Origin of the sequence: Curtobacterium sp. JUb34, assembly GCF_003755065.1 — a bacterium.
Lineage (GTDB): Bacteria > Actinomycetota > Actinomycetes > Actinomycetales > Microbacteriaceae > Curtobacterium.
The window spans coordinates 62,536-85,530 of sequence record NZ_RJVH01000001.1; the positions used below are offsets into that span (position 1 = coordinate 62,536).

Annotated in this window: 21 protein-coding genes; 8 read left to right on the top strand and 13 right to left on the bottom strand. The window is 71.2% G+C overall.

The window, feature by feature from the left end:
- Positions 1–62 precede the first annotated feature (62 nt).
- Positions 63–308 (top strand): hypothetical protein, encoded by a 246-nt coding sequence (locus tag EDF63_RS00295; RefSeq protein WP_123310162.1) that lies wholly within the window; start codon positions 63–65, stop codon positions 306–308.
- A gap of 92 nt (positions 309–400) precedes the next feature.
- Positions 401–2,020: a phosphoglucomutase (alpha-D-glucose-1,6-bisphosphate-dependent) gene (gene pgm / locus EDF63_RS00300; protein WP_123310164.1), complete on the top strand. Its 1,620-nt coding sequence runs from the start codon at positions 401–403 to the stop codon at positions 2,018–2,020.
- Between the two features lie 39 nt (positions 2,021–2,059).
- On the opposite strand, the gene EDF63_RS00305 is transcribed toward pgm, so the two are convergent.
- From EDF63_RS00305 to EDF63_RS00325, 5 genes are read right to left on the bottom strand one after another with little or no spacing between them, the layout of a single operon-like run.
- Positions 2,060–3,343 carry a glycoside hydrolase family 125 protein gene (locus tag EDF63_RS00305; protein WP_123310166.1) on the bottom strand — a complete coding sequence of 428 codons (1,284 nt, stop codon included), beginning with the start codon at positions 3,341–3,343 and terminating at the stop codon, positions 2,060–2,062.
- Complete coding sequence (locus EDF63_RS00310) at positions 3,331–5,631, bottom strand: glycoside hydrolase family 3 protein (protein WP_123310168.1); 2,301 nt, start codon at positions 5,629–5,631, stop codon at positions 3,331–3,333. The genes EDF63_RS00305 and EDF63_RS00310 overlap by 13 nt, the downstream gene beginning before the upstream one ends.
- Positions 5,628–6,482 carry a carbohydrate ABC transporter permease gene (locus tag EDF63_RS00315; RefSeq protein ID WP_123293697.1) on the bottom strand — a complete coding sequence of 285 codons (855 nt, stop codon included), beginning with the start codon at positions 6,480–6,482 and terminating at the stop codon, positions 5,628–5,630. Before EDF63_RS00315 ends, EDF63_RS00310 begins: the two co-directional genes overlap by 4 nt.
- Before the next feature lie 38 nt (positions 6,483–6,520).
- Positions 6,521–7,459 (bottom strand): carbohydrate ABC transporter permease, encoded by a 939-nt coding sequence (locus EDF63_RS00320; protein WP_123310170.1) that lies wholly within the window; start codon positions 7,457–7,459, stop codon positions 6,521–6,523.
- A gap of 30 nt (positions 7,460–7,489) precedes the next feature.
- Positions 7,490–8,779, bottom strand: a complete 1,290-nt coding sequence (locus EDF63_RS00325; RefSeq protein WP_123310172.1) for an ABC transporter substrate-binding protein — start codon at positions 8,777–8,779, stop codon at positions 7,490–7,492.
- 122 nt (positions 8,780–8,901) lie between these two features.
- Between EDF63_RS00325 and EDF63_RS00330 the strand changes: the two genes are divergently transcribed.
- The 3 genes from EDF63_RS00330 to EDF63_RS00340 all read left to right on the top strand — a co-directional run bounded on the left by EDF63_RS00330 (position 8,902) and on the right by EDF63_RS00340 (position 13,769).
- Positions 8,902–9,951 carry a LacI family DNA-binding transcriptional regulator gene (locus EDF63_RS00330; protein WP_123310173.1) on the top strand — a complete coding sequence of 350 codons (1,050 nt, stop codon included), beginning with the start codon at positions 8,902–8,904 and terminating at the stop codon, positions 9,949–9,951.
- 13 nt (positions 9,952–9,964) lie between these two features.
- Entirely contained in the window at positions 9,965–11,209 is a 1,245-nt protein-coding gene (locus EDF63_RS00335) for a cellulase family glycosylhydrolase (protein WP_123310175.1), read from the top strand.
- Between the two features lie 145 nt (positions 11,210–11,354).
- The gene (locus tag EDF63_RS00340) at positions 11,355–13,769 is read left to right on the top strand and encodes an MDR family MFS transporter (RefSeq protein ID WP_260232989.1); all 2,415 of its coding nucleotides are present in this window, start codon (positions 11,355–11,357) and stop codon (positions 13,767–13,769) included.
- A gap of 109 nt (positions 13,770–13,878) precedes the next feature.
- Here the strand turns inward: EDF63_RS00340 and EDF63_RS00345 are convergent, their stop codons facing one another.
- The 3 genes from EDF63_RS00345 to EDF63_RS00355 all read right to left on the bottom strand — a co-directional run bounded on the left by EDF63_RS00345 (position 13,879) and on the right by EDF63_RS00355 (position 17,192).
- Positions 13,879–14,385 (bottom strand): hypothetical protein, encoded by a 507-nt coding sequence (locus tag EDF63_RS00345; protein WP_148061674.1) that lies wholly within the window; start codon positions 14,383–14,385, stop codon positions 13,879–13,881.
- A gap of 40 nt (positions 14,386–14,425) precedes the next feature.
- Positions 14,426–16,234: an alpha/beta hydrolase gene (locus EDF63_RS00350; RefSeq protein ID WP_148061675.1), complete on the bottom strand. Its 1,809-nt coding sequence runs from the start codon at positions 16,232–16,234 to the stop codon at positions 14,426–14,428.
- Between the two features lie 103 nt (positions 16,235–16,337).
- A complete protein-coding gene (locus EDF63_RS00355; protein ID WP_185021218.1) occupies positions 16,338–17,192 on the bottom strand; it encodes a site-specific DNA-methyltransferase in 855 nt (284 codons plus the stop codon).
- Positions 17,193–17,282: 90 nt separating this feature from the next.
- Here EDF63_RS00355 and EDF63_RS00360 point away from each other — a divergent pair, with 90 nt between their 5' ends.
- A complete protein-coding gene (locus tag EDF63_RS00360) occupies positions 17,283–17,570 on the top strand; it encodes a GNAT family N-acetyltransferase (protein ID WP_123310185.1) in 288 nt (95 codons plus the stop codon).
- 3 nt (positions 17,571–17,573) lie between these two features.
- On the opposite strand, the gene EDF63_RS00365 is transcribed toward EDF63_RS00360, so the two are convergent.
- The 4 genes from EDF63_RS00365 to EDF63_RS00380 form a co-directional block, all read right to left on the bottom strand.
- Entirely contained in the window at positions 17,574–17,903 is a 330-nt protein-coding gene (locus EDF63_RS00365; protein WP_123310187.1) for a hypothetical protein, read from the bottom strand.
- Between the two features lie 153 nt (positions 17,904–18,056).
- The gene (locus tag EDF63_RS00370; RefSeq protein ID WP_123310189.1) at positions 18,057–19,106 is read right to left on the bottom strand and encodes a biotin/lipoate A/B protein ligase family protein; all 1,050 of its coding nucleotides are present in this window, start codon (positions 19,104–19,106) and stop codon (positions 18,057–18,059) included.
- Between the two features lie 9 nt (positions 19,107–19,115).
- Entirely contained in the window at positions 19,116–19,583 is a 468-nt protein-coding gene (locus EDF63_RS00375; protein ID WP_123310191.1) for a GNAT family N-acetyltransferase, read from the bottom strand.
- Between the two features lie 123 nt (positions 19,584–19,706).
- On the bottom strand, positions 19,707–20,579 hold the full coding sequence (locus EDF63_RS00380) for an alpha/beta hydrolase (RefSeq protein ID WP_123310193.1): 873 nt from the start codon (positions 20,577–20,579) through the stop codon (positions 19,707–19,709).
- Positions 20,580–20,666: 87 nt separating this feature from the next.
- On the opposite strand from EDF63_RS00380, the gene EDF63_RS00385 reads away from it, so the two are divergent.
- The gene (locus EDF63_RS00385) at positions 20,667–21,827 is read left to right on the top strand and encodes an inorganic phosphate transporter (RefSeq protein WP_123310195.1); all 1,161 of its coding nucleotides are present in this window, start codon (positions 20,667–20,669) and stop codon (positions 21,825–21,827) included.
- Positions 21,828–21,838: 11 nt separating this feature from the next.
- Positions 21,839–22,108, top strand: coding sequence for a hypothetical protein (locus EDF63_RS00390; protein ID WP_123310197.1), 270 nt, complete (start codon positions 21,839–21,841; stop codon positions 22,106–22,108).
- 102 nt (positions 22,109–22,210) lie between these two features.
- Here the strand turns inward: EDF63_RS00390 and EDF63_RS00395 are convergent, their stop codons facing one another.
- Entirely contained in the window at positions 22,211–22,963 is a 753-nt protein-coding gene (locus EDF63_RS00395; RefSeq protein ID WP_123310199.1) for an SDR family NAD(P)-dependent oxidoreductase, read from the bottom strand.
- Positions 22,964–22,995 lie beyond the last annotated feature (32 nt).

Here is a 22,995-nt window from a genome sequence, read left to right on the forward strand (position 1 = left end):
GACGGCGTCAGGGTCGTCGGACCGGCGATCCTCGATGCCGCCACCACATCGAGGAGACCACCATGACGAACAGCACCTTCCCGTTCGGCGGCACCTTCGTGTCCGGGCTCGGCGGACGTGACGAGCGCGGGACCTTCACGGGCACCCGCGCCACCGACTCGGTCGGCACCTACACGGGCGCGCCGATCACCGGGCGCCTCGGGCGCTTCACCGACACGCAGCGGTCGCGTCCCGGCACCTGGACCGCGTCGACCCGCACCGCCACGGGCTCGTTCCGGACGGCGACGGGCTCGTTCCGCACCGCCTGACCCCCACTGGCGGACACGGCCCGGTCCGCGCTCTGCGGCCCGGGCTGTGCGCCGGCCGGACGTCTCCGGGTGCGCGATGCCAGGATGGACCCATGAACGACCGCGCCGGCACCCCCGCGACCGCAGACGACCTCGTCGACATCGACGCGCTCGTCGCCGCCTACTACGACCGTGTGCCCAATGTCTCCGTCGCCGAGCAGCAGGTCGTGTTCGGGACCTCCGGACACCGCGGCTCCTCGCTCGACTCCGCCTTCAACGACACCCACATCGCCGCGATCACGCAGGCGATCGTCGAGTACCGGCAGTCGCAGGGCACCGACGGCCCGCTCTTCATCGGGCGCGACACCCACGCGTTGTCCGGCCCCGCCGAGCGCACCGCACTCGAGGTCCTCGCCGCCAACGGCGTGCACGTGCTGGCCGACAGCGACAACGGCTACGTGCCGACCCCCGCGCTGAGCCACGCGATCATCCGCTACAACCGTGCCGGCAACCCCGACACCGCGGACGGCATCGTCATCACGCCGAGCCACAACCCGCCCCGCGACGGCGGCTTCAAGTACAACCCGCCGCACGGCGGACCGGCCGACAGCGACGCCACGAGCTGGATCGCGAACCGGGCGAACGCGATCATCGAGGGCGGCAACGCCGAGGTGCAGCGCACCGAGCACGCCACCCCCGACCGCTACGACTTCCTGCACACCTACGTCGCCGACCTCGAGAACATCATCGACATCGCCGCGATCAAGCGCGCCGGGGTGAAGATCGGCGCCGACCCGCTCGGTGGCGCCTCGCTCCCCTACTGGAACCTCATCCGCGACCACTACGGCCTCGACCTGACCGTCGTGAACCCGGACGTCGACCCGACCTGGTCGTTCATGACGCTCGACTGGGACGGCAAGATCCGGATGGACCCGTCGAGCCCGTCGGCGATGGCCTCGGTCCTGGCGCACAAGGACGAGTTCGACGTCCTGACCGGCAACGACGCCGACTCCGACCGGCACGGCATCGTCACGCCCGACGGCGGCCTGATGAACCCGAACCACTACCTCGCCGTCGCGATCGAGTACCTCTACGCACACCGTCCGGCCTGGCGCGACGACGCTGCCATCGGCAAGACCCTGGTGTCGTCGAGCATCATCGACCGCGTCGCGGAGTCGCTCGGCCGCCGCCTGTGGGAGGTCCCGGTCGGCTTCAAGTGGTTCGTGCCCGGCCTGATCGACGGTTCCGTCGCCTTCGGTGGCGAGGAGTCCGCGGGGGCGTCGTTCCTGCGCACCGACGGCACCGCGTGGACGACCGACAAGGACGGCATCATCCTGGCGCTCCTGGCGTCCGAGATCGTCGCCGTCACCGGCAAGACCCCCTCGCAGCTGTACACCGAACTGACCGAGCGCTTCGGCGACCCGGTCTACCAGCGCGTCGACGCCGCCGCCACGAAGGAGCAGAAGGCTCGCCTGTCGAAGCTCGACGGCGAGGCCATCACGGCGGAGACCCTGGCCGGCGACCCGATCACGGCCAAGCTGTCGAAGGCCCCCGGCAACGACGCTGCCGTCGGCGGCGTCAAGGTCGTGACGGACAAGGCGTGGTTCGCCGCACGGCCGTCCGGCACCGAGGACGTCTACAAGATCTACGCCGAGAGCTTCGTCGGGCAGGAGCACCTGGAGCAGGTGCAGCGCGAGGCCAAGGAGATCGTGGACGCCGCGCTCGGCGCCTAGCCGACCACCCGCGCGACCCGCACTGGCGGCGGCCGAGGATCAGTCCTCGGCCGCCGCCAGTGCCAGTTCGCAGAACATCGCGTCCGCCCACGAGAACCACGGGCGCGAGAACCGCGTCGGGTCCTCGACGTCGAACGACTCGTGCATGTCGCCGGTCCCGCCGTCGGTCGCCACGAGCACGTCGAGCAGCTCCCGACGGCGCGCCGGCGACCCGGACACGAGGCCCTCGACCGCCAGGGCGATCGGCCACACCCGCTGCGGCAACGTGTGCGGGCTGCCGACCCCGGAGGCCGCGGTGCCGCTGAACCAGTACGGGTTCGCCGGTGACAGCACGAAGTCCCGCGTCGCCGCCCACACCGCGTCGTCGAGCACCGACGGCGCGGACAGGGGCAGCGACAGCAGCGACGGCGTGTTCGCGTCGTCCATGAGCAGCACGCCGCCCAGGCCGTCGACCTCGTAGGCGTAGACGTCCGCACCCGCCGGCCCGGCCACGATGCCGTGCTGCCGGACGCCGTCCAGGATGCTCGCGCGCAGCACGTCGGCGTCGTCCGCCAGCCCCGTGTCGGACCAGACCTCGCGGGCGATCGCAGCGACGGCGAGCAACGCCTCGGCGGCGAACAGGTTCGCGGGCACGTTGAAGCCGTACGTGCAGGCGTCGTCCGACGGACGGAACCCGCACCACGTCATGCCCGTCACGGCGACCGGGGTACCGCGGCCGTCGCTCGCCAGGGTCTCGGTCGGGATCGCCCCGTCGCGCACGAACCGGTACGCCGAGGCGTCGTGGTCCTGCTCGGCGCGCCACTGCGCCACGATCGTGCGGAACACCCGGTGCGCCCGCTCGTCGAGCACCGCCGTGGAGCCGGTCGCCCGCCACAGCGCGTGCGCGAACGTCACCGGGTAGGCCAGGCTGTCCACCTCGTACTTCTGCTCCCACACCAGCGGGTCGGCGTTCAGGTCGTCCGGGTCGTAGTGCGCGCCGTGAGGCTCGCGGTTGAACGAGTTCGCGTACGGGTCGTGCTCGATCAGCCGGAACTGCCGCCGCACGACCGCCCAGAGCAGGTCCGCGAGCGCCGGGTCGTCCGCCGCGAACCGCAGGTACGGCGTCATCTGCGTCGTCGAGTCGCGGAGCCACATCGCCGGGATGTCCCCCGTGATGACGAAGGCGCCGTCGTCGTCGAGCGAGATCGTGTCCCGCAGCGTCCGGACGAGCGCGCGTTCCACCCGGTCCCCGACCTCGGTGCCGACCGCGGCGCGGACCCGGTCGGCGGCCGCCACCAGCGTCGGCGTGATCTCCTCGAGCTGCGTCCGCGTCACGACACCCATCGCACTGACTCCTGTCCGTCGGTGACGCGGACGGTCCGCGTCGACCCGGGTGGATCGAGCACGTCGTCCGTCCAGCAGTCGAGTTCGAGCGGCCGTGCACCGAGCCGGAGACCAGCGTCCCACGTGCCGAGCGCATCGAGTCCGAGCGCGTACGCGGTGTCGACGGTCCCGCCAGCGGGCACGTCGACCGTCACCAGGGCGAGCAGTCGCCGTCGCCGCGGTCGGACACCGGGTTCCCGCCGCCGCCCCCACAGGGGCACCGACACCCGACGGGGCGCGTCCGACCTGTTGCGCACCGTCACCGGGACCGTCACCGTCCCCCCGGCCAGGAGGCGCACGGCAGTCACCGCGTTGCTCCCCTCCGCCAGACGGACGTCCACCCCGTCGCCCGGCCCGGGTGCACCGGTCACGGTCGAACGGCTGGTCACGTCGACGTAGCCGCGCGCCGTCTCGAGCCGCTCGTCGTGCGCCACCGGCAGGACGCCGTCGGCGCCGGGCCAGGTCGCGGGGAGCCGCCCCTCGGCCGGGGCGCCGAACAGCACGTCCGCGACGGCACGACCGCCGGAAGGCCCCGGGAACGGCACGACCAGCACACCGTCTGCCAGCGCGAGCACCTCGGTCAGGACCCGCGGGCGACCGTCGACGACGACCGCGACGACCGGCAGACCGCTCTCGCGGGCGGCGCGGAGCACGTCGAGCTGCGCCTCGGGCACGGCGATCGAGGCCAGGTCGACCCCCTCGCCGTTCGTGGTGTCCGGTGCCGGACCGCTGACGGCACCGTTGTCCTCGAAGCCGTCGTCGTAGGCACGCCGGCTCGAGCCGCCGAGCACGACCACCGCCACGTCGGCGCCGAGGAGCGCGGTGCGGACCGCGAGGAGTCCGTCGGGGCCCGGCAGGGGGTGTCGGAGCCCGCTGCCCCGGGTGGTGCGGATCCGGGCGGGGCCGAGCCGGGCCTCCAGGGCGGAGCGGACGGTGGCCGCGCCCGGGTCGACGGGCGGCCTCGGCGGTGCGTAGTCGCCGAGGAGCGCGTCGACGTCGTCGGCGTTCGGGCCGACCACGGCGACGACGGCGTCGGGCGCGATCGCGGGCAGCGCTCCGCCCAGGGCGACCACGGCGCGGCCGGCGGCACGCTCGGCGAGCGCGATGGTCGTGCGCTCGAGTGCCTCGGCGGGCGGCACGGGTCCCGGTGTCGGGACGTGTGCCGGTGCCGGTTCAGGTGTGCCGAGCAGGCCGACGCGGCGCTTGAGGGCGAGCACGCGGTCGACCGCACGGTCGAGGTCCTCGGTGCTGACCGAGCCGCGGCCCAGCGCCGTGTCGAGGTGCGTGTACGCCTCGTCCCACAGGCTCAGGTCGACCCCGGCACGCAGGGCGAGCGCAGCCGCCGAGGCCGGGTCGGGGGTGACGTCGCGCAGCCGGTCGACGGCGGTCCCGTCGGCCATGACGAGCCCGTCCCAGCCCCACGCGTCGCGGATCGTGGTCGTGAGCAGGTCGCGGTTGCCGCAGCACGGCACCCCGTCGACGTCGTTGTAGGCCGCCATGAACCCGGCGACGTGTTCGCGTGCGGCGGCGAGCGCCGGCGGCAGGTGCACCTCGGCGAGTTCGCGACGACCGATCGGCGCGCCGGAGCCGTTGCGACCGCCGATGCCGGCGCCCTGCCCCGCCAGGTGCTTCGCGACGACCGCGACGTGTCGGTCGTCGATGGGGCCGGGGCCACCACCCTGCATGCCGCGCACGGTGGCGGCGACCATGATCGCGGCGAGCGCGGCGTCCTCCGACCAGCACTCCTCGCTCCGGCCCCACCGGGGGTCGCGCAGGACGTCGAGCCCGGAGACGAGGGCGACGTGGGTGCCGCGGGCCCGGACCTCGGCGGCGACCGCGGCGGCCAGCTCCTCGACGAGCTGCTCGTCCATGGCGGCGCCGAGCGCGAGGTTCACCGGCACCGTCGTGCCGCCGAGGGCCTGCAGCCCGTGCGGGACCTCCTCGACGAAGAGCGTGGGGACACCACCGTCGCTGTGCGCGACGACGTGGTCCTGCACGGCGGCGTAGGCCTCGGCGGAGCGTTCGGGCGGGATGCCGTTGCCCCAGTGCACGCCGGACCAGGGGTCGGCACGGAGCACGCCGTAGACCGCGCCGATGCCACCCCACCGGTCGACCTCGGCGCGCAGGACGTCGGTGATCCGCGGCCGGCCGTCGACCCAGCGGACGGCCTCCCAGCCCTTCAGACGCTGGTTGAGCTGGCCGATGCGGGCGCGGACGTCGAGGCTGCTCGCGGTCGGGTGCGCGGTCATCCCTTGATCGCTCCGGACACCAGGGCGCGCTGCATCTGGCGCTGCAGGATCGAGTAGACGAGGTACACCGGCAGCAGCGTGAACAGCGTGCCGGCCATGAGCATCCCGTAGTCGGTGCCGGCGTCGACCTTCAGCGTCGGGAGCGCCACCTGGATCGTCCGCTGCGCGGTGTCCGGCCCGATGAGCACCAGGGCGTACAGGTACTCGTTCCAGAACGACAGGAAGTTCAGCAGCAGCACGGTGGCGATGCCCGGGATGCAGATCGGCAGGTACACCTGGCGCATCACCTGCCACGCCGAGGCGCCGTCCATCGACGCGGCCTCCTCCAGCTCGCGCGGGATCGTCCGCATGAACTGGGTCAGGATCACGACGGCCAGGGGCATCGCGGTCGCCGGCAGCAGGAGCACGAGGAACGTCCGGGTGTGGAACAGCCCCATGCCCGCGGCGAGGAGGAACGTCGGGAACAGCGCCGCGAACGACGGGATGAGGAACCCGAGCGAGAACAGCCCCTCGACGATCCGTCCCGCGCGACCGGTGGCCCGGGCGAGGGCGAACGACGCCGGCAGTGCGAGCACGAGCGTCAGCACCAGGGCCGCCACCGTCGTGATCGCCGAGTTCGCGATCGCCGGTCCGAGTGAGGCCTGGCGGATCGCCTCGGTGAAGTTCGACAGGTCCCACGACGCCGGCAGCGCCAGTGGGGACTCGAAGATGCCGTCGTTGTCCTTGAACGACGACACCACGAAGTAGTAGAAGGGCAGGATCAGCAGGGCGGCGTAGATCCACGCCACGGTGCCGCTCGTGATGGAGCCGATCCGGTCTCGCAGCCGGATGCCGGCGGTGGGCTTCGCCATGGTGGTCTCCCGGGGTCTGTCGGTCAGGGACGTCGAGGTCAGTGGGTCTTGCGCAGGACGCGGCGGATCACGAACATCCCCGCGAGTCCGAGCGCGAACAGGACGACGCCGACCGCCTGGCTGTAGCCGAGGTCGGTGTCGACGAAGGCCTTCTGGTACACGAGGTACGACAGCGTCGTGGTCGCGGTGCCCGGGCCGCCCTGGGTCAGCAGGAGCACGTTCTGCGCCGAGCTGAAGAGCATCGACAGGAACTGCAGCATCGCGACGACCCCGATGAAGTCCCGCGCGATCGGCCAGTACACGCCCCACGCCAGCCGCCACGACCCCGCGCCGTCCATGCGGGCGGCCTGCACGACCTCGGTGTCGACGCCGTCGAGCCGGCTCGCGATGAGCACCGCCGAGTAGCCGATGCCGGCCCACAGGTCGACGACGATGAGCGCTCCGAGGGCGGTCGCGGGGTCGGCCAGCCAGGCCTTGCCGCCGATGCCGAGGGTCGCGAGCACACCGTTGGCCAGGCCGTCGGGGTTCAGCATCGCGTAGAACATCATCGCCGTGGCCGGTGCCGAGATGAGTGCCGGGATGAAGAGCAGGTAGCGCAGCACCTTGTGACCGCGGGGCTTCTGCACGACGTGGAAGGCGAGCAGGAACGCCAGCACGATCATGATCGGCAGGCCGACGACGATCTGGACCGTGCTGTTCCGGACCGCGGCCCAGAAGGTCTCGTCGGAGAAGAGCACCCGGAAGTTGTCGAGCCCCGCGAAGGTCGGCGAGACGAGCATGCCGGGCCAGCTCAGGAAGGCGATCACGATCATGGCCACGACGGGCCCGATCATGAACAGGCCGTACCAGACGAGCGCCGGGATCGCGAAGGTCGGGAAGCTGCCGCGACCGGTGCCGACGGCGCGGGATCCGCGGCGGACGGGCCCGGGCGGGTTCGACGCCGACCGGACGGGTGGTTCCTCGACGAGCACTGCCATGGGGAGCTCCTTCTCGCAGGGTCGGGTGGGTCAGGCGGCCGTGTAGGCGCGCTCGAAGAGGTCGATGATGCGCTCGGCCGAGGTGCCCGAGCCGTAGGCCAGGCTGGTCGCGCGGATCATCGGCTCGTAGGCCGAGTCGGGCACGAGCAGGTCGGGCAGCATCACCGGGGTGACCTGGTCGTCGGTGAGCTTCGACGCCTGGGCGACGAGCGGGAAGTCGCGGCTGACGGTGTCGGTGATCCGGCTCATGTCCCGGCCGGAGTCGAGGATGAACTCGCTCGTCACCGCCGACGAGTACAGGTACTGCACGAACGGCTTGACGAGGTCGAGCTTCGCCCGGCCGTTCTCGCTGATCCAGATGCCGTGGCCGTTGTAGCTCTTGATGACGCTCGGGTGCGCGATGGCGGCGTCCTTCGACGGCACCGGCCACCCACCGACGGTGACCTCCTTCGCGCGCTCCTTCGACACCAGCGCGAGGGCGGAGGACATCGCGGGGACGATGGCGGCCTTGCGGGTGGTGAACTGCGTCAGTTCGGAGTCCGAGGTGAAGCCCTGCACCGAGTCGACGAAGACCCCGGCGTCGCGGAGCTCGACGAAGTGCTCGACGCCGCGGACGGCACCGGCGCTCTCCGAGATCCTGCCCGTGGAGAAGACCTCCGCCGCTTCGTCCTGCGACACGAACCCCTGGATGACCTGCATGAGGAGCTTCTGTCCGCTCCAGTCCGACCCGCCGACGGTGACCGGCCCGATGCCCGCGGAGCGCAGGCGGTCGGCGGCGGCGATGAGCGCGTCCGAGGTCGTCGGGATCTCGCTCACGCCGGCTTCCTCGAGCAGTGCCGTGTTGTACGACACCGGCCAGTTCGTCCGGGTGAACGGGAACGCCCGGAGTCGCCCCTGGTCGTCGGTCCACTCCTCGAGCGCCTCGGGGATGATCTTGTCGCGCAGGTCCCACTCGTCGAGGTACCGGGAGACGTCGATCGTGGCGTCCTCGCCCGTCCAGGACAACGTGCGTCCGACCATGTTCACGATCGCGACGTCCGCTTCCTTGCCGGCGAGCGAGCTCGTCTCGAAGACGATCGGCAGATCGGACCCGTTCGAGAGCAGGGCGACCTTGCGGTCCGTGCGACGACGGTAGGCGGCGACGACGTCCGTGAACGTCTGCGCGCCGGCGACCGCGCCGCTGAGCTGGGTGTGCACGCTCAGCGTGCCCGGGCCGCTCGAGGCCGGGGTGAGCGCGCTGCACCCGGCCAGGATCGGCGCGAGGATGCCGGCGCCGAGCCCGGCTCCGATGAGGGTGCGCCTACTGATGCCGTCCGTCACGGTGCCTCCCTGGCAGTGGATGGTGGAGCGGTCGCGATGCGTTTTGGTACAGCGGTGTACTTCAGGTGACGAGCAACGTATACCGCTTTACACGAGGTGGTCAAGCCTCTACGCTCGACGGCATGAGCGACACCACCGCCGGAGCCGTCGACCGCCGCCGCGTGACCATCGCGCAGGTCGCCAAGCGCGCCGGCGTCTCGACCTCGGCGGTCTCGCACGTGTTCAACGGCCGGCCGAACGTCTCCGCCGCCACCGCGGCCCGCATCCGCAAGGCCGCCGACGACCTGAACTGGCGGCCGAACCTGGCGAGCCGCAAGCTCTCCGGCAACGCGGGGCACAGCCTCGGGCTGGTCCTCGCCCGCTCGCGCGACACCTTCCAGCGCGACCCGTTCACGATGCGGCTGATCGCCGGCCTGACCGAGCCCCTCGCCGCGATCGGGTGGTCACTGTCCGTCACTCTCGTGCAGGCCGACGACGAAGCCGCCGTCTACCGCCAGTGGTGGACCGAGCAGCGGGTCGACGGCTTCCTGCTCGTCGACGTCCGCACCGACGACCCCCGCATCCCGATGCTGCAGCACCTGGCGGCCCCGGCCGTCATGCTCGGCGCGCCGATCCCCGGCAGCGCCGTCCCGGCGGTCACCGTGGGCGACGCCGACGCGACCGAGTCCCTGCTCGACCACCTCGGTTCGCTCGGGCACCGCCGGATCGCCCGCGTCGGGGACGGCCCGGCGCTCGCGCACACCGGCGCCCGCGATGCCCGCTTCACCGCCGCGGCCGCGCGTCGGGGCGTGGACGCGCTCGTGCTCGGGTGGCGCGCCGACGCCGAGGACCCGGTGGCGGACCTGCTCGCCCGCCTCGACCGCGCCACCGCGATCGTCCTGGACGGCGAGGCGATCGCGGCAGAGGTGATCGCACACGCCCCCGAGCTCGGCGTCCGCGTGCCCGAGGACCTGTCCGTCGTCGCGTGGGAGGACTCGTGGGTCTCGTCGATCGTGCGTCCGTCGCTGACCGCCCTCGACGCCCCCGTCGAGGAGTCCGCCCGCACCGCGGTGGCCCTGGTCGAACGCCTCGTCCGTGGCGACGAGGTCGACGATGCCGAGGTCGGCGGGCGCGCCCTGCACGTCCGCGGCTCGACCGGCCCCGCGCCCACCACCGCCGCCACCGCTCCCTGACCGAAGGAGACCGATGACCACCGCCACGCGCTTCGGCGTGAACTACGTGCCCTCGACCGACTGGATGTTCCAGTGGCAGTCGGTGGAGGAGTCCGCGATCCGCCGTGACCTCGAGGCGATCGCCACCCTCGGCCTCGACCACGTCCGGCTGTTCCCGCTGTGGCCGACGCTGCAGCCGAACCGCACGCTGATCCGACGACGGGCCCTCGACGACGTGGCACTGGTGGTCGACATCGCCGCCGAGTTCGGGCTGGACGCCAGCGTCGACGTCGTCCAGGGGCACATGTCCGGGTTCGACTTCATCCCGGCGTGGCTCGTGAACTGGCACGACGGCAACATGTTCACCGACCGGCCGGCGATCGACGCGCAGGCCGCCCTGGTCGCCGCCGTGTACGACGCCGTGCGCGACCGCCCGAACTTCACCGGCCTGACCCTGGGCAACGAGCTCAACCAGTTCCAGCCGCCGAACCCCGCCGCGATGCCGGCCGACACCGCGCAGGTGACGCACTGGCTCGAGTCCCTGCTCGGAGCGCCCCGCGACAAGGACCCGCGGCACGTCGTCACGCACTCCGAGAACGACCACCTCTGGTACCGCGACGGCCACCCGTTCGTGCCGGCGCACGCCAGCCGACTCGGAGACGTCACGACGGTGCACTCCTGGATCTTCAACGGCGTGGCCGGTCGGTACGGCGCACTCTCCGACGAGTCCGTTCGGCACGCCGAGTGGATGATCGAGCTGGCCCGCGCCTTCGCCACCGACCTCGACCGACCGGTCTGGCTGCAGGAGGTCGGGGCCCCCGACCTGCACCTCGCCGAATCCGAGATGCCGGAGTTCCTCGAGCGCACCGTCGCCGCGGCCCTGACCACCGAGCGCCTGCACGCGGTCACGTGGTGGTGCTCACACGACGTCTCCCGCGACCTCGGCGACTTCAAGGACCTGGAGTACTCGCTCGGCCTGCTCGACGTCGACAACCGCGTGAAGCCGCTCGGTCGTCGCTACGCCGAGGTCGTCGCCGATGCCCGGCGCTCCGCTCCGGCCCCGACCCCGCGGACGAGTGCCGTCGTGGTCGACGTCGACGAGGCCGACCTGCCGCTCCGTCGGACGGACCTGGCGCCGGGCGGCCCGGTGTTCGAGCACTGGCACCGACTGCGCGCCGCCGGCGAGGCCGTGACCGTCGTGACGAGCCGGACCGCAGCCGAGCCCGCGGCGCTGGCGGCACGGGGTGTGACCCGGGTCGTGGAGACCGCAGCGGTCTGACGGGGCCGAGCCGGGCCTCCCGGCCCTGACCGCGTTCGTCACCGAGCCCGCGATCCGGGCGTACCGTGACTGCCGATCCACACAGGAAGCCGCTCCTGAGCGACCGACCACTTGCGGCAGATGTAACTTTGCAGGCAGCGCAAAAATCGTTTCGCCAGCGCATCGGTACCGGGAGACCCTGCTCATGACCCAGACGGCGACCGCACCCGCGGCCCCCACCACGGCGTCCAACGTCGTGATGAACCACCGACAGATCCTGTTGGTGATCTACGGCCTGATGGCCGGCATGTTCCTCGGAGCCCTCGACCAGACGATCGTCGGCACCGCGATCCGCACCATCGGCGACGACCTGCACGGCCTCGACCAGCAGGCCTGGGTCACCACCGGGTACCTGATCGCCTCGACCGTGACGACGCCGATCTACGGCAAGCTCTCCGACATCTTCGGTCGGCGGCCGCTGTTCATCACGGCGATCGGCATCTTCATCCTCGGCTCGTTCGCGGCGTCGTTCTCGACCTCGATGCTCATGCTCGCCGGGTTCCGCGCGCTGCAGGGGCTCGGCGCCGGTGGTCTGATGTCCCTGCCGCTGGCGATCATGGGCGACATGCTCGCGCCCCGCGAGCGAGCGAAGTACCAGGGCTACTTCCTGGCCGTCTTCGGCATCTCGTCGGTGATCGGCCCGCTCGTCGGCGGTGTCTTCGCCGGCGCGAGCGAGCTGCTGTTCATCTCCGGTTGGCGCTGGGTGTTCCTGATCAACGTGCCGATCGGCGTCATCGCGCTGTTCATGGTGCTGACGTTCCTGCACCTGCCCAAGTTCGGCGACCGCGGCAAGCCCCGCATCGACTGGTGGGGCGCCACGCTCGTCATCGTCACCCTCGTACCGCTGCTGCTCATCGCCGAGCAGGGCCGTGAGTGGGGCTGGAGCTCCCCCGGTGCCTTCGCCTGCTACGGCATCGGCGCTGCCGGGCTGATCGCGTTCATCATCGTCGAACGGGCGATGGGCAGCGACGCGATCCTCCCGATGAAGCTGTTCGGTTCGCGGGTGTTCTCGATGTCCGCGATCCTGTCCGTGCTCGTCGGCTTCGGGATGTTCGGCGCGATGCTGACGATCCCGCTGTACCTGCAGATCGTGAAGGGCGTCACCCCGACCGAGTCCGGGTTCGCGATGCTCCCGATGGTGCTCGGCCTGATGATCTCGTCGATCGCCTCGGGTCAGATCATCTCGCGGACCGGCAACTACCAGGTCTTCCCGATCACCGGCACGGCCTTCACCGCGCTCGGCTTCACGGTCCTGACCTTCCTGACCGCCGACCGTCCCCTCTGGTTCCTGATGCTCGGCATGTTCGGCATCGGCCTCGGGCTCGGGCAGCTCATGCAGACGCTGACCCTGGCGGCGCAGAACTCGGTGTCCCCGCGGGACATCGGCGTCGCGACCAGCGCCGCGACGTTCTTCCGGCAGATCGGCGGCACCATGGGCACCGCCGTGCTGCTGTCGGTCCTGTTCACCCTGATGCCGACGAACATCACCGCGGCGATGCAGAACGAGACCGACCTGAAGAGCGCGTTGAACGCCGCGCTCACGCCGTCGGTGGCGAACGCGTCCGAGAACAAGGGCGTGATGGACCAGATCTGGACGAAGATCGTCGATCCCGTGCAGAAGAACGTGCAGGACGGCCTGAACAAGGGGGCCGTGCAGGCGAAGGAAGCCGCCGACGCCGCCGTCACGAAGCAGGTCACGGCCGCCGTGCAGCAGCAGGTCACCGCGGGCAAGCTCCCCGCCGCCGCAGCCGACACCGTCATCGCCCAGCAGGTCGACGACGCCAAGCCGGCCGCCGAGCAGCAGGCCCTCGAGACGGCCGCGGCCAAGGCGAACGCCACCGTCGTCGACGGCACGCTGCAAGTCGACTACTCCGATAAGGCCCAGCGCGAGAACGTCGTCGACGAGGTCGCGCCGACGCTCATCAAGCAGCTGAAGAGCGGCGACTCGAGCGCGAGCTCGTCCGGTTCCGCGGCGACGAGCGACACCTCGTTCCTGAACGGCGCGGACAAGCGGCTCACCCGTCCGTTCCTGGTCGGGTTCAGCGACTCGGCCGTCCGCGTGTACTACGTCGGGCTCGCGGTGATCCTGCTCGCGTTCGTGCTGACCTGGTTCTTCCGGGTCCCGCCGCTGCGCAAGACGTCGGCGCTGCAGGAGCAGGCGGACGCCGCACGGACCGCTGACGCGGACGCTGCGGCAGCCGGTGCCGGTGCCGGTGCCGGATCGGGTTCGGCCGCGGTCGGCTCGTCGGACTCGGTGCCGACCTCGCCCGACGTTCCCGCCCAGCCCCGGTCGGCTCGCGCTGCCGGTTCGTCCGACGTGTCGGTGCTGCCGAACGACGTCGCCACGGATGACACCCGTGCTCCGCTGCCCGACGCCACGACGCACGGCGCGCACTCGGCGGCTGCGCCGGTCGACGAGCCCCCGACGACGACCGGTGCGATCCGGACCAGGGCCGCCCATGCGGCAGTGGACCCGGACGCCGACGCGGAGCACCCGCACGGGCGGCACTCGGCGGAGTAGTGCGCGGGCGGGCTGGTTTGCCCGCCCGGCTGCCAGCGCTCGTGATGCGCGCCCGTTCCGACGTTCCACGCGTCGAACGACCCGTGGAACGTCGTGAACGGAGCGGACGCTAGGAGCGCTCTCGCTCGCGCATCTCGACGTAGTCACCGGCAGCGCACGCCGAGGTACCGCTGACCGTGTCGCCCCCGCCGAGGTCGGAGGACTGGAAACCGATGTTCGCCACGCCGTCCCCCTTGCCGTCGACACCGCTGTAGGACCCGTCGGCGTCGGAGAACCGCTTCGTGTCGAGTCCGCGCTCGCCCCACAGCTTCTCGACCGTTCGGATCCCCTGGTCGACGTCGCCGCGGTCTGCACGGGACTTGATGTACGTGTAGTTCACGCCCTCGCCGACGCCGCGCTCGTCCTCGCACGTGCCGAGCCGCGGCCCTTCCTCGACCTGCCACGTCCCGCCGAGCGCGTCGGTCGTGTCGTCGACGAGCTGCTGGATGCTGCGCTTCGCATCCGCCGGCTCCTGGGTCGGTTGGTCCTGCATCTGTCCTCCAGAACAGCCGGCGGTTGCGCCGACGATCGCGATCGTGGTCACGGTGACTGCGATCCACTGCTTCAGAGCGGTCATCGGTGTCGGTTCTCCGTCCGGTCGTCGGGTGTCCAGCATGTCACCCTGCCGGTGTCACTCGGTCGCCGTGCCCGGTCGTCGTCTTCGCCACGTTCCGCAGCGACTCGGTTCCCGGGTCGAGGTAGCCGTTGCCGCTCTCCGTGTGCACGCCGTGGTCCTTCACCGGCTCGAAGCCGTCGGTGCCGTCCGCGCCGAAGGTCTCCGCGCCGAAGCTGGAACTCGTCGGGTCGAGTCGGTAGGGCACGCTGAAGCCCCTGCCGATGTACGCGTACTGGTCGCCCAGCCCGGGGATGCCGACCATCGTGTCCTGCGCCTGTCCCGCGTAGACGTGGTCGGCCTGGATGTCCTCCGCCGTCGGGATGGTCTGCGGGATGCCGGCGGAAGCGATCGACGTGAACGAGTCGACGTGGACGCCAGGTGCCGTGAGCCCGATCGACGCCGTCGTGGTGCCGTACGAGTGCGCCAGGACGTTGGTCCGGGGCATGTCGCCCGCACGAGCGGCGTCGAGCCCACGGATCGATGCCGCGAGCTTCGCCCCGCCGCTCTCGGCCGCGTCCTCGTTGAAGACGCCGAGGTCGGGCGGTGCTGGCGGTGCGTCGTAGCCCATCCAGGCGATCACCGCGCGGTTTCCCGGGCCGTCCACCTTGAACTGCTCGTCCGCGACGTTCTGCGCGGCCTGGACCCACCCCGTCATCGTCTTGGTACTGGATGCCATCCCGGGAACGGCCCAGGTGACGTTGGTCGCGGTGTCCAGGTCGCCGATCGAGACGGCGGCCAGGGGCGGGACGTCTCCCGTCAGGGAGATGAGGAACCGGTTCTCCCCCAAGCTGGCCCGGATGCTCTTCAGCGCTTCGCGCTCGTCGGGATCGAGGTTCTTCCGTGCGAGTCGGTCGTCGAGGACCTCGTGGTTCGCGGTGTCCCGCGCCCAGTACGGGATCCCCTCGAGGTTCCCGAGCATTGCGAGCACCTCGAGCGGCAACGCCTGGAGGTCCGCCTCGTCCCCCTTCGTCAGGCCGAGACCCGCCCAGGTCGCCGCGACCTCGGCCGGCGTGGCCCCTGGTGTGAGCAGGGTCCGGAACGACGGGGGGATCGTCGCGGCCGCGGCGAAGTCGAGGACGGTGTTCGAGAGACCGTTGCTCCCGCCGGCGCGTTCGAACGCGGACGCGATCCGTTCGATCCAATCGGCATCGGAAGCGTTCTCCTGCAGGTACCGGTCGAACCCCGTGAGGAGCGTCGAACTGGACACCTCCGCCCAGGAACAGTCGGTCGTGAAGCCGGACCACGCCGTCCGCAGCTGCTCCGCACGCTCCGAGAACCCGCGATCCGAGGCGCGCGCCGACGCCACGAAGGTCCGGAGCCGCTCCGGGTCCGCCGAACTCCGGCCCATGCTCGACCCGCCGGCAGTTCGCGGGCGGTCCGACGCGGAGAACGACGCCGAGATCGGTGTGGGCCGGATCGGGACGTCCGAGGGCTTCGGGTCGAACATCGGTGTCGGTTCGACCTCGAAGATCCCCAGCGGTTCGTCGTCGGCCTGCTGGCGCGCGGTCTCGCGTCCCTGCCAGGCGTCGACGTCCGCCAGCCGTTCGCGCTCTCGCTGGGCCTCACCGATGACCACCTGCACCGCGTCGGCGAGTCGACCGAGTGCCCCGGCGAGGCGGACACGGTCTCCGGCTTCGGCCACCGCGGCTTCGGCGAAGCGGTCCGCGTAGGCGCCGGAGAAGTCGGCTGCGGCGTCCTCGGCGGCTGATCGACGGGCGGACGCCGCGAACAGCAACGTGATGTCCGCTGCCGTCGCCGCCGTGATCAGGCTGTTCGCCGCGCCTTCGTCGAACGGTATGGTCCCCAACATCGCCCCCGTGATGCTCGCGTCCGTCCGTCGACGGCCGAGGCTCCCCACCATACCCACCGACGACGAGGGGTGGACGTTCCGGTTCCGGAACCCGCCGTCGGCCTCAGCCCGTCGCGACCTCGAACGACGCCCCCGGCAAGCGCTTCCGCATCACGTCGATCGCCGCCGGGTTGTCGTCCACCAGAACGTACCGCCGCCCGAGCGCCGACGCCACTGCGCCGGTCGTCCCGCTGCCGGCGAAGAAGTCGAGCACCCAGTCCCCCTCGCGCGACGACGCCTGCACGATCCGCCGCAGCACGCCCTCGGGCTTCTGCGTCGGGTAGCCCGTCTTCTCCTTGCCGGTCGGCGACACGATCGTGTGCCACCAGACGTCGGTGGGGAGCTTGCCGCGCTCCCGCTTCTCGGGCGTGACGAGCCCGGGTGCCATGTAGGGCTCGCGGTCGACCGCCGACGAGTCGAACCAGTACTGCGACGGGTCCTTCACGTAGACCAGGATCGTGTCGTGCTTGGTCGGCCACCGCGACTTGGACTTGGCGCCGTAGTCGTAGGCCCAGACGATCTCGTTGAGGAACGACTCGCGGCCGAACAGCGCGTCGAGCAGGACCTTCGCGTAGTGCGACTCGCGGTAGTCGAGGTGCAGGTACAGGGTGCCGTCGGTGGTGAGGAGTCGCCAGGCCTCGAGCAGCCGTGGCTCGAGGAACGTCCAGTAGTCCTCGAACCGGTCGTCGAACCGCATCAGGTCGCCGCGGACCCGCTCGTAGGTCCGTCCGTGGAACCCCATCACCGGCCCGTCGGCGCTCGGCACCGCGGACGAAGCATGCCGCCGCTGGTACCGCCCCGTGTTGAACGGCGGGTCGAGGTACACGACGGTGAACGACCCGTCGGCGAGCGCCGGGGTCACGTCGAGGGCGTCGCCGAGGACGACGCGGTCCGGGCCTCGGTCGTCTCCCCTGCGCACGGACCCATTGTGGCGCAGCCAGCGGCGACTCGGGCTCGCGGGCGGCGCCACAGCCAGCGGCGACTCGGCCTCGCGGCGTAGCCTCGGCGCATGGCAGCACCCGAGGTCCGCAACGACACCGACAAGCAGCAGTACTCCCTGGTCGAGGACGGCGAGGTCATCGGCCTCGCCGCGTACGAGATCGACGGCGACGAGATCCGCTTCGTGCACACCGAGGTCGATCCCGAGCACCGTGGTGGCGGGCACGCGTCGATCCTCGTGCAGCACGCGCTCGACGACGTGCGCGCGAGCTCGTCACGACGGGTCGTCGCGCAGTGCAGCTACGTGCACGCGTGGATCGAGCGGCACCCGGACTACCAGGAGCTCACCACCCGCTGAGCCTCAGTACGACCGGTCGTGCGTCCCGACGCGGGCTTCGTGCCGGCCGGCGCTCCGCACCGTCGGCACCTTGATGAGCACGCTGCCGCTGAGCAGGTCGTGGTCGTCGTCCGCCGGTGACGGTGCCTCCTTCGGGAGGCGCGACTGCCGTTCGTACTCGGCTTGCGTCTCGTGGCGGGTCGGCGCGAACGCCTCGTCCAGCATCCCGCCGATGCCTCCGGATCCGCCGCTGCGCGTGGACTTGTTCGACAGGTCGATCCACCCCACGCGATCGGCGATCCACACCACGACGGCCACGGCGGCCACCGCCCCCAGGAAGATCAACCAGTTCACGCGAGCGACGCTACGTGGACGATCCGGCCACGACATCAGCCGCGCGGGGGATTCTCATGATCCGCACGTGTGGTTCATGGAGTCGGTCGTCACACTGGTCGAGCGGCGGCCGGAGCGTCCCCCCTCTGCTCCGGCCGCCCACCACGAGCTCGCTCAGGGCACCCGCTCGAGCCACTCCTTCGTCGCGAACTTCGTCCGCATCAGCTCCTGCGCCTTCTCGCGCTCGGCTTCGGTCACCGCGCCGGGAGTCGCCCCGTACAGCTTCGTGAACGTGCCGACCAGCCGGTCGATGATCTCGGCGCGGGACAGCCCGGTCTGCGAGCGCAGCGGGTCCACCCGCTTCGCGGCCGACGTCGTCCCCTTGTCGCTCATCTTCTCGCGCCCGATCCGCAGGACCTGGACCATCTTCTCGCCGTCCATGTCGTAGCTCATGGTGGCGTGGTGGAGCAGGGATCCGGTGCCGAGTCGCTTCTGCGCGGCGCCGCCGATCTTGCCCTTGGCCGAGGTGATGTCGTTGAGCGGCTGGTAGTACGCGTCGATGCCGAGGGACTTCAGCGCCTCGATCACCCACTCGTCCAGGTAGGCGTAGGAGTCCGCGAACGTCATGCCCTGCACCAGGTCGGCGGGGACGTAGAGCGAGTACGAGATGATCGCGCCGGCGTCCATGAACATCGCGCCACCGCCGGAGATCCGCCGGACGACCTCGACGCCGTACTTCTCGGCACCGGCCGGGTCGACCTCGTTCTTCAGCGACTGGAACGACCCGATGACGACCGCGGGCTGGTCCCACTCCCAGATGCGCAGGGTCGGACCGCGGCGTCCGGCGCCGACCTCTTCGGTCAGCACCTGGTCGAGCGCGAGGTGCTCGTTCGGGCTGATCGGGCCCTCGTGGATGATCTGCCAGTCGTAGTCCTGCCACGACGACGCACGGGACAGCGCGCGGCGGACGGCGACCCCGACGGACTCGGGGGTGAAGCCGAGCAGCACCGCGTCGGCGGGGAGCGCGGCACGGACGGCCGCAGCGATGCCGGCGGCGTCGGTCGTCGCGGGCAGCCCGTTGACCGCCGTGTCGATGAGCGGCAGCGCGTCGTCCGGCTCGAGGAAGAAGTCGCCGGCGAGCCGGAACTCCCGGATGTTCCCGTCGACGACCTCGAGGTCGACGACGACGAGCTTTCCACCTGGGACCTTGTACTCACCGTGCACGCGTCGAGCCTACGCCCGCGCGGGCAGGTCCTTCTCGAGGTACTCGGACGCCTCGCGGACCGTCACCCGCTGGTCGTCGTCGTCGACGTACGTGTACTCGTACTCCTCGATCTCGCTAGTGGGGGCGTACCCCTGCCGTTGGTAGAGCCGCCGTGCGTCGGGGTTGTCGAGCGCGACTCCGATCCGCAGCACGCCCCGGTCGGTGGCCAGCGCCTCGGCCGCCGCGATGAGCCGCGTCCCGACGCCCTGACCTCTCCGGTCCGCGTCGACGCGGAGGTTCCGGAGCTCGGGCCGGGCATCAGCGGTCACCTCGCCCGAGCCGACTGGCACCCCGTCGATCCACGCGACCAGGACGGTCTGCTCGCCGCGCGTCTGGGCCGCGAACGCGGGGCGCACGTACTGCCTGCCCGCGGGCTCGCGCCGCTCGACCGCCTCGACCGACGCCAGGTCGAGGACCGCGACGGTCACCTCGTCCACGTCACTCCGGTCGTCATCCGCATCCGCGTGCCGGACGGGAGGCCCGTGGCGGGCCCGCCACGGGCCTCCCGTCCGTACCGTCGCCCGCCCACACCGCGCCCCGTCAGTGCTCTCGTCGTCGCCTCAACGACGCGCCGTCACCCGGTCCAGCCATGCGACCAGGTCGGCCACGACCTCGTCGCGGTTCGTCTCGTTGTAGACCTCGTGCCGCGCGCCCTCGTACACCTGCACCGTGACGTCGGACAGCCGCCCGCGACGCCGGTAGGCCTGCGCCAACCGCTCGACCGATCGCGGCCCGCCGAGGGCGTCGTCGGACCCGACCTGCAGCAGCATGGGCAGGTCGTGCGGGATCCCCCGACGCGGCACCCCGAGCAGCCGGAGGGTGTCGGACAGGCCGAACAGCCCGATGACGTCGGCCTCGACGGCGAGCGGGTCCACCGACATCGCATCGATGATCTTCCGGTCGCGGGTGAGCCACTCGTACTTGGTCGGCCCGGAGCCCGCGTGCCGCGCGTTGAGGTCGCCGCTGTTCATCCACCCGGGCAGCCGGTACGCGGTGGCGGAGAGCACGACGCCGTCGTACGACTCCGACGCGGTGTTCACGATCCGCTGCGCCATGAGGGAGCCCCACGAGTGCCCGAGCAGCACCAACGGCACGCCGGGGGTGTCGGCACGGGCGACCTCCCCCATCTGCTCGACGGCAGCGATCGCGGCGCGCAGGCCGCCTGGTCCGAGCCGTCCGAGCTTGGCGTGGTCGCCGTCCCACTGGCCGAGGCCGGTGCGCCCGTGCCCGCGGTGGTCGTTCGCGTGCACGGTGTACCCGGCGCGGACGAGGTCCTGTGCCAACGGCTCGTACCGCAGCCCGTGCTCGCCGACGCCGTGCGCGATCTGCACGATGCCCTTGGGGCGTGCCGCTCGCCAGGTCGAGTAGACGATCTCGACGCCGTGGGCGTCGGTGAACGAGGCGTCGCCTCGCGCTGCGGAGAAGGTGGGCACGTGAATATCCTCGCAGACAGGCACCCCCGCGGACCTGTTCATCCGGCGTTCACGCAGGGGCTTCGGGGCGGGCCTACCGTCCCCGGCATGGACGTCCTCGTCATCGTCGTGCTCGTGATCGTGGTGGCCCTCGTGTTCGACTTCACGAACGGGTTCCACGACACCGCCAACGCCATGGCCACGTCGGTCGCCACGGGGGCGCTCAAGCCCCGGACCGCCGTGCTCATCTCCGCCGTCCTCAACGTGGTCGGCGCGTTCCTCTCCACCGAGGTCGCCAAGACCGTCTCGCAGGGCATCATCCGCGAGGGCCAGGACGGCGTCCACATCTCCCCCACGATGATCTTCGCCGGGCTGGTGGGCGCGGTCCTCTGGAACCTCGCCACCTGGTACCTCGGGTTGCCGTCGTCGTCGACGCACGCGCTGTTCGGCGGGCTGATCGGCGCATCGATCATCGGCGCCGGGTTGAACTCGGTCGACTGGGCGACGGTGGTGTCGAAGGTCGTGCTGCCGGCACTGGTCTCCCCCGTGATCGCCGGTGTGATCGCGCTGGTGGCGACGTACCTGGCGTACACGCTCACCAAGAACGCGACGACGCACGGTGCGGCGACCGGGTTCCGGCACGGGCAGACCGTCTCGGCGTCGCTGGTGTCGCTGGCGCACGGCACGAACGATGCGCAGAAGACGATGGGTGTGATCACGCTGACGCTCATCGCCGCGAACTACCAGGACGGTGGCACCGGCCCGGCGCTCTGGGTGATCCTCGCCTGCGGACTCGCGATCGGCCTCGGGACCTACATGGGTGGCTGGCGCATCATGCAGACGGTCGGCAAGAAGATCTCCGACGTGCAGTCGCCGCAGGGCTTCGCCGCCGAGACGAGCTCGGCGGCGACGATCCTCATCTCGTCGCACCTCGGTTTCGCCCTGTCGACGACGCACGTCACCAGCGGTTCGGTGATCGGGTCCGGGCTCGGCAAGAAGCTCGCCGACGTGCACTGGTCGGTCGTCGGCCGCATCGTCGTCGCGTGGGTGATCACGCTGCCGGCGGCCGCGGTGGTCGGCGGGTTGGCGACCTGGCTCGCCTCGACCTCGGTGATCGGCCTCGTGCTGGTGGCGGTGCTCGCCCTGGCCGGCGGGCTGACCTTCACCGTCCTCGCCAAGCGCAAGCCGATCTCGCACGACGACGTCGCCGCCGGATCGACCGAACCCACCGACCAGGCCGAGCCGCAGCCGGCCGGCGCGCAGAACTGAGGGGAACGACCATGGAGATCGACTTCGCCAGCATCGGCACGGTCGCGGGCGTCGGGTTCGTCGCCGCGGTGGGCATCGTGCTGGTCTACACCCTCGGCCTGCGGCTGCTCGGCACGGGGCAGCCCCTCGACACCGGCGGCGAGCGCACGCAGTACGCCGAGGAGACCCCGCGCTCCGGGCACACGCCGCCGGCAGCACTGGCGGGTGCCGTGCTGTGCTTCGCGGTCTGCGTCGCCGCCGTGCTCGCCGGCATCTGGCTCACGATCCCCCAGTTCCACTAGCGCGTTCCTTCCCATCGCGCCCGCGGTGGGAAACGGAAACGGGCGTACCTGGTCGAAACTTCCGACCAGGTACGCCCGTTTCGACCAGGTACTCGAACGACGTCAGTGCGCGGAGTACCCGCCGTCGACCAGGTGGTAGCTGCCCGTGATGAACGAGGCCTTGTCGCTCAGCAGGAACAGCACGAGCGCGGCGACCTCCTTGTCGGTGCCGAGGCGCTTCGTGGCGTGCTCCTCTTCCAGCGCCGAGATGGCCTCGGGCGTCATGGCGTTGCGGAGCAGCGGGGTGTCGATGAAGCCCGGGCCGACGGCGTTGGTGCGGACGCCCTGCGCCGAGTACTCGAGCGCGGCGACCTTGGTGAGGCCGGCGAGCGCGTGCTTCGACGCGACGTACGCGGCGTTCTGCGCGATGCCGACCGTGCCGAGCACCGACGCCATGTTCACGATCGAGCCACCGCCGGCGGCGACCATCGCGGGCAGCTCGTAGCGGAGGCCGTAGAAGACACCGTCGAGGTCGACCGCACGGACGCGGTCCCAGGCGGCGATGTCGTACTCGCCGATCTTCTGCGGGGCGGCGCCGATGCCGGCGTTGTTCACGGCGAGGTGCAGCGCGCCGTACGTGTCGACGGCGTACTGGACCATGCGCTCGTTGTCGGCGGCGACGGCGGAGTTGGCCTCGAACGCGCTGGCGGTGCCGCCGGCCTCCGTGATCTCGGACGCGACCCGCTGGGCAGCGTCGAGTTTGATGTCGGTGACGACGACCGTGGCACCCGCCGCGGCGAGCTCCTTCGCGACGGACTCGCCGATGCCGCTGCCACCACCGGTGACGATGGCGACCTTGCCCTCGAACTCGGACATGATTCCTTCTCTCTGAACAACACCTGTTGTCC